Consider the following 12,752-nt stretch of genomic DNA (forward strand, 5'->3'; position numbering starts at 1 on the left):
GGGGTTGACCGCTCCAATAGTAGACTCCGGCACCCCAACTTTTCCGGCGATGTTTTCTAACGTATCCCCCTCCTGAACGATGTATTGCGCTAAATCCTGACGGGAAGCATTCACATCGTACACAGTCACGTAGTGAACTGCCGATTCGCCCATTTCGCCCTGGCTGTTATAAGCGCGGGCGATCAGGGCATAGCTGCCCGTCTCGACGGCTACCAAGGGATAGTTCAAGGTAAAGGGTGTCATCCCGCCCTCATCGGGGCTGGCCTGGGAGAGCAGCAATAGATCATCGGTCCACAAGTCAATGCGCGTCACGCCATCTTTATCGTGGCTGCTGACAAAGACCATAAACGAATCGCCCTTGACGATCTGGGTTCCTGGAACAGGTTCCTGGATGATGACCGTTGGGCCTGATGGTACCGCGCCCTGGGCCAACCCAAACGGCCAATTCCCCGAGAGATAAACGTAGCTCAACGCAGCCAGAACACCCAACACCAATATACCCAACACTGCGGCTCCAGCCAAACCCACCGAGAGCGGGAATTTGCGCTTGCGAGAAAGATGTTTTCCCCCCGGCGCTCCCGCTTGCATACCCAGCACAACATCGGGTCCCAGCCTCAATTGGCTGCCTGCCGCCAAGATCGTCGGCGCGCTGATGCGCTGCCCGTTGATGTAGGTGCCATTGCTTGAACCCAAATCTTCGATCACCCATTTGTCACCCTGCCAGGTCAGGCGGGCATGATAGCGGGAGACTTCAGCGTCGTCGATAACAATATCATTATCTTCCGCCCGCCCCAGGGTGAGCAGGTTCTTTTTCAGCGAGAATGCCTGCTGGGGTCGCGGCCCCTGGTGCATAACCAGGTAAGGTGTTTTTGTGGGTTGATTAGCCATGCTTTGCCCTCCGGAGCTTTCAAAATGAGGTAGGCCAGGTGAGATGCGTTTACAAAGTGCATCCCACCTGATTGCATTTAGTTTACTCGTTATCCATCGCAGCCTGTATAACTATAGGATGAAGTGCCCGACTGGCGTTGGTTGCCCAGGCTATCGCTGGCAACGATATAGTATTCAACCGTACCCATTGGCGTGCTCATGCCATCGTCTACCGAGACACCGATTTCAGACTGCCAATACTCCGTTGAGAGTTCGCTCATCCAGACAGAGTTCCAGCCTTCGCCATTTCTATTATAGTAGAACTGTGCCCAACTTACACCAGATTCATCGCTGATACCGGCCTCTCCGTAGAACTGGCAGCTCTCCCAGACCAGATTTTTCCAGTTGATGCTTGGCCCGGTTGTGTCAGATGGGGGCGCTTCATAGACATCTACGCTTGTCCAATGGTCGGTGGTGGAGTTGTCCATTTCGATCACTTGCAGGTGGTAGGTATAGCTCGCCGAGGGGCATTCTGAATCGCTGCCACTGGCGTTCACCGAATTGCCTTCAAGATAGATCGCCTGGAAATCCCCGTAGACGTTCCAGTTCAATGTGGTGCATTCGCCAGCGTTGATATAGGGCGGCGCGGCCCAGAATTCGGCTGAAGATTCGCTATAAGCTGTCGGGGTGGGCGATTTATACGCAGTTGGAGTTGGCGTGGGGGATTTGTATGCGGTTGGGGTGGGTGTTTTCGATGCCGCGGGTGTTGGCGTCCAGGTGGGTTCATCGGGGGCCAGGGTGATAACGGGCAGCGTAGCCGTTGGTGTATTTGTCGGCTCCATCTGTTCAGCTGCCTCGACCTCCGGTGTATTGCAGGTTACAACACAGAAGCGCAGGGATGTCGGTGTGCCGCCCGCAGATGCTGTAATTAGATACTCGCCCTCGCCAGGCGGCAGCCAAAGCAGGTCGGCGCGCACCAGGGTGGAGTCATTCACCAGGGGCGTAAGTTCACCCACGGGGATAGCCTCCCCACCCACGGTTACAATCATGCTTCCCACTCCATCGGGGCTGGCAGCATACACCGTAACGGGGATGCTCCCCATCGTGAAGATGGCTCCCTCCGCGGGGTATTCAATCCAGGTATTGGGGCCGCTGGCGAGATCGGCCAGGGCATCCGGTGATTGGGTTTCCAATTCGCAGGCGCTGAGTGTCAAAGCACACAAGCACATCAGCAGGGTAACAACCAGGGCATTTATGTTTCCAGATTTCATTGCATACTTCCTTATCATGGCTTTTTATAAACTATCGTTCAATACACTGTAAACAAAGAAAATTCCATTTTTAGGCTCAGGCCTCCGAAGTCTTCGCGCAGCATTTCGAACGAAGTGAAGAAGCAGGAAGGCTCTTCGCGATCTGAACAGGCTCGCTGGAGACTTCGGAGGTCTTTTGTGAAAATTCAAATCACTTTGTTTACGATGTATTCAATCAAGGCACCTGAGGATTAAAGCTGGTTTTTCGATATCCATATTTGTCGGTTGTAACATCCACATAAAGCGACATACTTTGGAACACATTGGTATTGAAGTTATAGAAGACTCTCGAAAATTTTGCCTTGTTACCGTTCGGGATGAGGTCAAACGAAGCTACGCCGGTTGCAGGATTGAGAGAAACAAGCTTATACGTACCTGACGTTACCTTTGCGGCTACATCGGCTTCAAAATAGTCAAAAGTGCCATTGCTATAGAAGATGATACGGTCATTGCAGATGACGGTTGGACACATTACATCTCCCTGACCTTTATTATAGAAAAGCCACATGAGTTTGAACTCATTCGCTGGCTGCCCAGCGGTCAATAATTTTCGCAGGAGCGCTTCATTGGCATTTGGGGGCGGAGCTTTGGGGTCAAAAATATGGATGGCTTGCGAAGTGCCCGCAAACACGGGCGAAACGGGGCCATTCCCTGATATCGTTGGTTTTGCCTGCCCCTGTGCCCAGGTGCCATAAAAAGCCTGATAGGTGTAATTTTCATCATAAAACTCGCTGACTTGTAAGGAGCCATTGGCCGGGATCACCATCGCTGATTGGCTGATGGGGTTCTCCACCACATTATTGCTCTTGCGGGTGAAGTTTAGCCCAACAATCGTGTAGGGGGTCTTGTTATAGACTGTAATTGAGCAGCCCGTATCCCCGCAGCCTGGCCCATATTTTGCCTGTTGCGGCGGTTGACCCTGCTGCCCTCCTCCGCTGCCGACTTGCACTGTGACTTTGCAGCCGCCATCCGCGGATTGGACAATATAATCCTGGTTTACGCCTGCCCAAGAGCCACCGGCGGGCGCTTTAATCAGTAAATCAGTACTTTTACAGGTTCCGCCGATATAGAACCCAAGTTGCAACGCGTCGCCGGTTTTGACTTGCAGGGTGATGGGTGTGTTGCCCGGTTGCACGCCTGCCTGAGGACTGAAATCAATCTGGCCGAGATTATGCTTGCCAGAGAATAGATGCACCTCACTGGCAGATGTATGGAAGAAGTAATTGGCCCAAAGGTCAATCGTGGCGTTGCGGGGCTGCGGCATATTTTGGCCGCTAATTTCAATATCCTTGAAAGTGACGGTTACTTTTTCGTCCCAATTGTAGGTGAGACAATCTTCGGGGTTTTTTATTGGCACCCGTTGCGATTCGCCGCCCTGCCCAAAAGCGCTGACGGAATGCGAACAGGCACAGCCTTGCGGCAGTTTCTGGGGGTCGAAGGCCATGCCTCCGGCCCGCTTCACCACGACATGCGGCCACTCGATGGTTGTTTTGTGTCCGGGGCAATAATACTGGCTATACACGTGAAAACCGCTGACATATTGATTCCGGGCATTATTATCCGGATAATCCCAAAATAGATCGTGAAAATCTTTATTCACTGACACGCGCACGTTTGTGGGCGCAGGGATCACGGCGCTGGGCGGCGCTTGCGGCGCATTCCAAAGATAGGGTTCCAGCCAAAGCTTATATTGGAACGTAAAACCTTGGCCTTTCCCTTGATAGATCTGGTCTGTATTCCCACTGGTGAGGTCAGCGTACGCGTGCGTTGCTGCGAAAAACCCCAATTTATCAGGCGGCTTGTTGGCTTGCGCGCCGCTGGCCGCTACTTTGATGATAAGGTTCTGCCCCACCTGGGTTTCGGGTAACCAGGTCTCTAGCCGGTATTTGTCGGAACCAAAATTGCCCAGTGGGATGCTGCTACCCTGCCCGCGCGGCAAGCGGAAGACAGCATACGGGGCTATGATCGGTTCAATAAATCCTTCGGCGTAGCCCGGAGCGTTGAAGGCTACCGGCTGGAAAATCAGGCGCATTAGTGTAGGCAAAGGCTGGCAGGCCGGAGTAGACGGAACATCTACAATCACCGGGCGGCTGGTCGCATAATCGACAATTTTGCCCCCCTGAGACTGCCGCGCCACGACTTCGTATTCGTACTTGCCAGACCCAGGCAGCTTGTCTACGTATTCGGTTATATTAGCTGCCAAAACGTCAACATTCAAACCAAACGCGGCGCCTGGTGCGCGTCGTTGTATATCGTAATGGGTTTCGATGGTGGTGTTATCTTTCCAGGTAATTTTGACCTGACAATCACCCGCCACCGTAACCTGCACCGGATCGGGCGCGGCCATGCGCGGGTTGGGGTTGCCAACCGCCCCGGGCGCAGGATTCACTACCACGCCGGGTAAGCCATTTTGCCCTGGACCCCTGAGATTTCCGAGATCGGGGAAAGCCGCCGGGACAAAACCTGGCAGGTTAATACCGCCTGCTTGCGGCGGACAGTATGTTACCGCAGCCGTATAGATCGGGCTGTAGCTGAGTTTGTTATTTTTGTCGTAAGCCTCAACCCTCAATTCCAGCTTGCCGCCAGCCTGGGCGAGATGAGCCTCAGCCTCTTTGCCGACGTTCACATCGGCCTTGTACTCGCCCCCGGTCAACTTCATCTCAAGCTCAATATCCTGGGTTCTGACTCCGGCGCTGTCGATATAGGCATAGGCCAGAATCACTTTGGAGATATCCGCCAGCGGCTCGACTTTGGCAGTCGCCCGCAATACGGTGGCAAATGTAGTGCAGTGCTGCCCGTAATAAACCGGGCTGGGATTCACAGTGGCGCTTTTGACAGACACCGATGTGGATGGGTTGGCTGGAGCAGCTCCGTTACGTTGTTGGACGCCCTGCTGACCTCCGGCTTGGCCGCCAGCCTGACCGCCAGCCTGACCGCTGACGGGTTGAGGCTGCGGCGCGGCGCCCATCGGGGGGGCTTTGGGCAATGGGATCAGAATTACCTGACCGGGCGTGATCTGCCCGTTTACAATGCCGGGGTTGACCGCCAGAATCGCATCCACAGTTGTACCGGCTCTGCGGGCAATGCTCTCCAGCGTATCGCCCGCCTGGACGACATACTGGCCCAGTTTTTGGGTCGAAGCCGTAGACTCACCAGCGATTACGTTGACGCTATGCGCCAGCGATTCACCCATGAGACCTTGTTTGTTGTAGGCGCGTGCCACCAGGGTATAAGTACCCTCCGCGGTTGCTACCAGTGGGTAATTCAGACTGAGGGGCGTAATGCCGTTCGCATCCGGGCTGGATTGGGATAAAACCATTTGGTCGTCCACCCATAAATCAATCCGGATCACGCCGCTATCGTCCACAGCAGTGGCCGAAAAGAGCAGCGAGTCGCCTGTATTAATTTGCGTGTAAGGCTGCGGCTGCTGAATAACCACCCCCGGGCCATTCGAAAAAATATTTTCTTCCGTTGTTTGGGATAGCCCAAAGGGCAAACGCGCCGTAGGGGAGAAGTAAAAATATCCCGCCACAGCCAGCACGCCCAAGAGGATCAGGCCTGCCAGCCCCAAACCGAGTACGCCTCCCACGACGGGCAACTTCGACTTTTTCCGGGGCGCTTTCTGCCGCGGGCGAGCCGCCGCCGGGGTTCCACGTTGCACGCCCAACAAAACATCGGGCCCCAGGCCGATCTGGCTGTCTGCGGCCAGATACGTTGGTACGCGGATGCGTTGGCCGTTGATGAATGTGCCGTTGCTGGAGCCTAAATCCTCGAGAATCCACTTGCCTTCCGAGCGAGTCAGCCGGGCATGGTAGCGCGATACGCCTGGATCGTCGATGACAATATCATTATCATCCATGCGGCCAATGGTAAGGATATGCTTGTTCAGTGGAAACGTATGGTTGGGCCAGGGGCCTTGTGCCATAACCAAAACAGGCGGTGTTTGTGGTGGATTTGTCATGGTGTGTACTCAACTTTCAGGCTGGGTGTGGTGATCTGGATATAATCATCATCGGCGTTGGAATCGGTGCCGAATTGGAAAAGTGCAATGATCTGATAATAGGGCGGTCCAAGATTGGCTTGCAAGGAGGCTGTCACATCCAGCGGCGTATCCGGGCAACTCAGCAGTCTACCCAAATATTGCGAGAGATCGTAGTTTCCCTGCGAAAGCACCGCCGGGTCGAAATTTCCATAATACGAATAAAACACGCCCACTTCACCCAGTTCGTTGAATGGATCGCCTGCCACCAAAATACAAGGCAACGTCAGCGTGGCGGAATGGATCGTGGCTGTAGGGGGAATATCGACGATGGAGAAATCCATAAAAGTGACCCAGGCCAGATCGGTGGCGTCGTCACCGGGAATATAACCGGTGTTGCCCAGCCCATTGGAGTCAACACTACCCCCATTGGATGTTGGCAACAACGTGACATTCTTTTTGGTATTCGCGGGTGGCTGCTGGGCAGCGACCTCAACCTTGATTTTGACCCAAAAAGCGGCGTTGGCTTTATCTCCCCAGCCGAACAACACACCCGATGAATTGCGCAGCTTCCAATAGCCCTGGTAGGTGCCAGCTTGGGCAGGCGCCGTCAGATTCACTGAGACATCAATCGTCTGGCCGGGAGCCACTGTGCCTGTGGTTAACGGCACATCTTGCGGCCCGCCCAGGGCGTCGCCGTGATCGAAAACCAGCTTATAGCCAGCATTCCAGGTGCAACTGCCATCGTTCCTCAAACGCCAGGTTTTTGTAAAGGCGCTCCCGGAGTTTAGCTTGGTATTGTCTGGGATGGTGACATCTTTGACAAAGCTGACCTTATCGCAAGGGATCGGCGTTGCCGTTGGCGGTGCGGCGGCTGGCCCCTGAGCATTGGATGCCGTTGGGGGTGTATTCGGCGTGGGGGGCTGGTTCCCAGCCGCGGCAGTGGCTGCCACCAGGGTAGCCTGAGCATCTGCCGGGGAGAGGGGTTGCAACCCGCCGGGGGCAGCTTGCGTTGCTCCGGCCTGGAGCGTTAGCGCCGTTGCCGGATTCGCCCCATCCCCATTAACCGCCTGGCAGGCCAAAATTGCAAATAGTGGCATCAAACTCCAAAGGAGTAGCCGATTACGAAAATGAATATTTTTCACGAAGATTTTCCTCCTGAGATGATCTGCTCTACGGTAGCCAGGTGGTGAAACTGACGCCGAGCACCCAGGGCTGCAATTCGCTGCCCCCGGTGCCAATTTGTTCTAACCGATCCACTCGCAAATAACCATAGTTGTTTTGGTCGGTGATATAGCAATAATAATGCCCCTTTGAAATGTGGAGGCCGGGATACCAACTCATAATCGCAGTGCAGCTTTGATAAGTGGGAGATGTTGTTCCCACATCAGCCCAAACGGTGCCCCTGCCGCCGAGTTGCCCGAGGGCATGGCCGGGGTTTGGATCGCTGGAGTTGTATTCCATGTAGGCCATCTCCTCCAGGCCGCCGCCATTATCGAGATCAACGCCTTGTTTGGAATCATAATAATCGTAGAGTTCCACATAGGAGGATGTAGCCGACGACGGTTGGGCGGCCCCCTGCGCGGGCGGCGGCGCTGTCGTAGGCGGCGCTGATGTAGGCTGAACATTGCCCGATGACGATGTCGGCGATGCCGCCGGTGACTGCGCATAATTCTGGGTTGTAGCTGTGGGCATAGGGGCAGCTTGTCCATTCTCGGCGGGCGCAGAAATGGGTGGATTGGCGGCAGCGATGCTGGTTGCCGTCAACGCGGCGGGGTCTATGGGCTGCAAACCGCCCGTTGAATTTGTATCTCCGGGTGCGGCTGCCTGCACGGTTTGCTGAACGGCAGTCGCGGCCGCGTTCGTATCAATCGTAGCCCCGGGAACCTCACAGGCCAGCGTTGCCAGAATTAAAACTAGCAAAACTGAGATGATCGCCTCAATTTTTTTGGGGTTTGTCGGTTTCATATCAATAATCTCCTGAGTAGCCCTGCCATATGTATCATGCCAGGTGCCATTAACGCGTCGTTGCTTTATAAAATTATCTTAGCCCGCCGCGTTCTTTGGCAAGAGCGGCTGCTTGTTCATCGAGTTGACTGCGCAAATAATCAAGCAACTCCTCCAGGTCGCGAATAACAGCCGTCTGCCCACTGCGGACGTTCTGCACCTCCCCCCGCCAGACTGAAGAAACCGTTTCTTCAGCCCACAAGCGGAGGACGAAGGTTTCGCGGGAAAGTTGTCTTTTGCTAGGCAAGGTCATCTTTTTTACTGAACCTCAAACTCGAGTGTGCGATCTAGTTCGCCATTCAGATAGAGTTCTACTTTGTATTTGCCCGTCGGCCATAGATTATCGTTGCTCAACTCGAAGTGCAGCGAGTTGCTGCCAGAAGTGATTTCCGTTTCGTCAATCAGAAAATTGGGATCGACGCCATCGGCCTGGACGGCAATCCAAACGGCTTTCACAGTCGTATCATCCGGGGCGTTTGCCAAATCGACAACACAATAAAATGTTTCGTCTTGAGCGAAGGCAGTTGATGGTTGTGTTCCATCGTAATCTCTTGCCATAAACGCTTCTGCGATATTGGCAGTGGTAGCGCTGAAATCACAGGCCAGGATGGACAGGATCAGCAGGGAGATGGCCAAAATGAGTTTATAGGGGCGGTATTTCATGTGATTTTTCTCCTTATCACTTAAAGAGCAAAAACTGATGCGTATGATTGTGCATCAGTATAAATGTCTGCTATCTCGAAAATGTCTTCGCTGTGATTTTTATTCGTTAAACTTTGGGGACATTTTTTTTTTGTGTGAAGGCGAAAGACGGAACGCGAATGCCTCTCTCTGCGAAGGCGTTAGCCTGAGCAGTTACTATTGGCTATGCCCCGCGTGTGGCGACAATATGCCCAGAATCTCTCAATGCTGCCAGATCGCGTTTGATCGTGCGGTCACTAACCCCCAGAGCCTTTGCTAAATGGCCTACTGTTGGCGCCGCGGCTTGTTCTTGGGCTTCTTGCACCAGGCGCAGTAATTGATGCTGACGGCGTTCAGTTTTCCCTTCGAATTTCTCATCTTCGGGTGTGTTCGCTGTCCAGGTGATTTCAACCCACTCGCTCGCCAGGAGCGGACGTCCAAGGGGAGCGTCGGCACAGGGGAGCAGCACCTTGCTCTGGCCGAGGATATATTTATGGTAATCATTCCAAATCGGTCGCCCCGGGTCAATATCATGCAGGTAGGCGCGGCGGCGTTCAGGATCGGCGATGTTTTCGGCGAATTGCATCAACAAATTGTAGGCAGCTTGCAATGCAACTAATCCACGATCGCTTTCTCCAGCCGCCAGCAAGGCACGATAAACACCCACATAAGCCAGCAAGGGATCGCCAATGCCATCAGTTCCGTTTTCTTCGATCCAATCGAGAACCTGTTCGGCATAGCTAACGGCCGTGGCATGATTCCCCTCCGCAGTTGCACATCTCGCCAGTCCGGCGAGGGGATCGTTAGCCATGGCGTTCAACCCGACCTCTCGGCGGAGTTCCAAGCCCTGGGAATAAGCATCCCGCGCATTGTCCAGTTCCCCCAACTGTTCCAGTACCAGCCCGAGGAATACCCAGCCATACCCTTCCAGGCGGCGGTCGCCAACTGCCTGGCTGAGATCGCAAACTTCAACCAGCTTTTCGCGCGCCGAATGTAGATCGCCGCTATCACTATAAGTGATAGCAAGATTGTAGAGACTGGATATTTCAAAGCGGCGATCGCCGATGGCGCGTCTCAGGTTGAGCGAGCGTTGATGGTGGTCAATCCCTGCCTGAAAATCTGCCAGAAAATGAAATACACCGCCCAGGGCGTTGTGAACTTCTGCCAGCAATGCCTGATCGCCGGTGGGTTGGCCGACCTCCAGGGCGCGCCGAGAGTAGTCGAGGGCGGCATCATAATTGCCACAATTGAAAAACACTACGCCAAGCGCATTTAGGCTGATGGCCTGGGCTAAGGGGTCCCGATTTTCCAAACTGAGTTGATAGGCAATTTCCAGATGTTGGCGCGCCTGGGGATAATCGCCATGCTGCCGGAGCATTTGCCCCCATTTTACATGAGCCTGGTGTTGAGATTCTTTGTCACCGGCTAATTTTGCCTGCTCTACGGCATGGCGCACGGCGCGGATGGCGGCGGGATAATCGCTGATCGCTTCCCAATAATCGACCCAGCGTAAAGCGATTTTCGAGCGTCGCTCTGGAGTGGTCACTTTGAGATTTTCTAGCAACGCGGTGAGGGCATCCAAATCGGTTTTTTGGTTTTCTCGCTCACCCAGGAGCGCATACACTGCTTCTCTGGCGGCGCGCAACTCGAATTGGTGGACTGGATCAATATCACCGGGGAATTTTTCGAAAGCCTCCAATGCGCGCGCATAATACAACGCCGCAGTGCGATTCGCATACATCGATTTTGCCCGATCTCCGGCCCGCCGGTTATGGGTAGCTGCCTGATCCCAGAGATGGCCTTCGGTGAAATGGTGTGCCAGGGTTTCGATCTGGTCGGGTTGCAGGATGAGTAAATTTTCTCCCGCCCGTTTGTGTAATTCTCGCCGCGCCTCGGGCGGGATGGCCTGATAGGCAACCTGACGAATTTTGTCGTGGGTAAAACGATATGCCGTTGGTAATTCTTCTAGGAAGCGTCGGCGGACCAAGGCGTTGGCGATGGTGAGAACCTGGCTGAGTTCCATCCCAGTGGTGTTGCTCAACAATGAAAAATTGAATTCGCGGCCCAGCACGGCTGCTGCGCTTAGGACAATGAGCTCGTTACTCGATAAACGCGCCAGACGAGTGGCAATTGTATTTTCTACAGCCTGCGGCAGGGGAAGTTCTCGATAATCGGATGTCGTCGTATCCCAGGGCGTATGCCATTCGCCACCCTCATCTTGTTCCAATAGCCCTTCGTCATGCAGGGCACGCAAGGTTTCCAGGATGAAGAGTGGATTGCCCAGCGTTTCTTGATAGAGGCGCATTTCAAAGAGCGGAGCAGCTTTCGAAATGCCTAGACTACGACGGATTAATTCGCTCGCTACAGTAGAGGATAGCCGCTCTAAAATAATGTGCTGCCGTATTCCAGATTGGTTTAAGCCGCCAATTTTTTGCCATAATGTGCCGCGCACCTGGGCATCTTCGCCGCGAAATGTGCCAATCATCAATACACGGCTGGTGTGCAAAAGGGGGGTGAGCGCAATGAGCAAATCAATATCGGTTTCATTCGACCAGTGCAAATCATCCAATACCAATAGAACCGGGGTGATCTGCCCCCATGCCGAAAGCACATTGGCGAAGGCCTGCACCAGGCGCTCATGTTCATGTTTTGGGGGCAGGGTTGGCGCGGGTACAAGCCCAGGTAATTCCTGGTACAGTTGAGGCACGAGGGGGGCTAAAACCCGGAACCAGATTTCTTCCACGAATTGCGCTAGCTGATTAATTCGCAATGCGGTCAAGCCGCCCGCTAAAGCTTCGATGATCGCAGAATAGGGAGATGAGACATCTCCTTCGAGATTGCGCCCCCACAGCGATTGCACGCCGCGCCACTCGGCATCGCGAATGACCTCGTTCATCAAGCGCGTTTTGCCGATTCCTGCTTCACCTTCAATTAAAACGGTACCACCAAAGCCTCGAATGGCTTCCTCCATGAAGCAGGTGAGCGCTTCTCGTTCGTTCTCGCGCCCTAAAAGCGGAAGCTGCGCGGGACGCGATTCATCGAACAACCAGGGCGTTACCGGCGATGGAGTTTTGGGCAAATATGGCGCTTGCACATTGGGTACGCGCAAGGCAATTTCTTGAGCCAGGGCGCGCGTTTGTCGATCAGGCTGAAGCCCTAACTCGTCTTCCAGAATAGTGAAGCATGTTTCGTATTGAGATAGGGCTGCTTCTGGGCGGTCGAGCGCGTAATACAGGCGCATAACTTCGCGGTGAGCGGCCTCACGGTAGGGGTCTGCCTGCGCCAGCCTAAGGGCGACATCTAAAGCCGCTGTGTACGCCCCGTTTTTCTTCTCAATTTCAATCAGGTACTCCAGAGTGCGCAGATACATTTCCCGCAAACGCTCGCGCGCAACCAGAACCCAGTCGTCATAGAACCCTTCCAGTAAAACACCCTTATAGAGTTCTACTGCTTCATGCAAAGCTTGGGCGCCATTTTTTTTATCATCAGGAGACGCGGCCTCAAATTGCCAGGATGCTTCTGCTTTTTTTTCAAAAACGCTCACATCGATGAGCAGCCCCTCATTTTCGGGGATGCGTATCTGTTGCGCATCGACTTCGAGAATATCAGGCACAAATTTGCGGATGCGCCATAGCGCCTGGGTGAGCGCTTTGCGAGCGCGGGCTTCATCCATATCCGCCCAGAAAATCCCTGCAATTTTATTTCGAGATTGGAATTGCCCGCGATGCAGTAGTAAATAAGCCAATAAAGCGCGTGCCGAGGCTGATCTTGGAAGATCGAGTTGTTCCTCGCACTGCCAGAGCGCAAAAGTTCCGAAGAGATTTGCACGAACTTGCTGTGAGGCCATGTATCTGATTATAGGTGAAGAATAGATAATCGCAATAGGAAAGGAGTTACCTGCATATGTA

At 53.9% G+C, this 12,752-nt stretch carries 8 protein-coding genes; all 8 read right to left on the bottom strand.

Annotation, left to right across the window (positions count from 1 at the left end):
- Positions 1 to 888, bottom strand: an 888-nt coding sequence (locus HN413_04195) for an FHA domain-containing protein (GenBank protein MBT3389591.1), incomplete at its 3' end; no start/stop codon positions are given.
- An 89-nt stretch (positions 889 to 977) separates the two neighbouring features.
- Positions 978 to 2,138 carry a hypothetical protein gene (locus HN413_04200; GenBank protein ID MBT3389592.1) on the bottom strand — a complete coding sequence of 387 codons (1,161 nt, stop codon included), beginning with the start codon at positions 2,136 to 2,138 and terminating at the stop codon, positions 978 to 980.
- Between the two features lie 214 nt (positions 2,139 to 2,352).
- Positions 2,353 to 6,138, bottom strand: a complete 3,786-nt coding sequence (locus tag HN413_04205; GenBank protein ID MBT3389593.1) for an FHA domain-containing protein — start codon at positions 6,136 to 6,138, stop codon at positions 2,353 to 2,355.
- The gene (locus HN413_04210) at positions 6,135 to 7,256 is read right to left on the bottom strand and encodes a hypothetical protein (protein MBT3389594.1); all 1,122 of its coding nucleotides are present in this window, start codon (positions 7,254 to 7,256) and stop codon (positions 6,135 to 6,137) included. Before HN413_04210 ends, HN413_04205 begins: the two co-directional genes overlap by 4 nt.
- Before the next feature lie 73 nt (positions 7,257 to 7,329).
- A complete protein-coding gene (locus HN413_04215; GenBank protein ID MBT3389595.1) occupies positions 7,330 to 8,124 on the bottom strand; it encodes a hypothetical protein in 795 nt (264 codons plus the stop codon).
- 73 nt (positions 8,125 to 8,197) lie between these two features.
- Positions 8,198 to 8,410 carry a hypothetical protein gene (locus HN413_04220; protein ID MBT3389596.1) on the bottom strand — a complete coding sequence of 71 codons (213 nt, stop codon included), beginning with the start codon at positions 8,408 to 8,410 and terminating at the stop codon, positions 8,198 to 8,200.
- 11 nt (positions 8,411 to 8,421) lie between these two features.
- The gene (locus HN413_04225; protein MBT3389597.1) at positions 8,422 to 8,826 is read right to left on the bottom strand and encodes a hypothetical protein; all 405 of its coding nucleotides are present in this window, start codon (positions 8,824 to 8,826) and stop codon (positions 8,422 to 8,424) included.
- A gap of 202 nt (positions 8,827 to 9,028) precedes the next feature.
- Positions 9,029 to 12,691 carry a tetratricopeptide repeat protein gene (locus tag HN413_04230; protein MBT3389598.1) on the bottom strand — a complete coding sequence of 1,221 codons (3,663 nt, stop codon included), beginning with the start codon at positions 12,689 to 12,691 and terminating at the stop codon, positions 9,029 to 9,031.
- Positions 12,692 to 12,752: the final 61 nt, after the last annotated feature.

Source organism: Chloroflexota bacterium, from assembly GCA_018648225.1.
In the GTDB taxonomy this organism is placed as follows: Bacteria; Chloroflexota; Anaerolineae; order Anaerolineales; family UBA11858; genus NIOZ-UU35.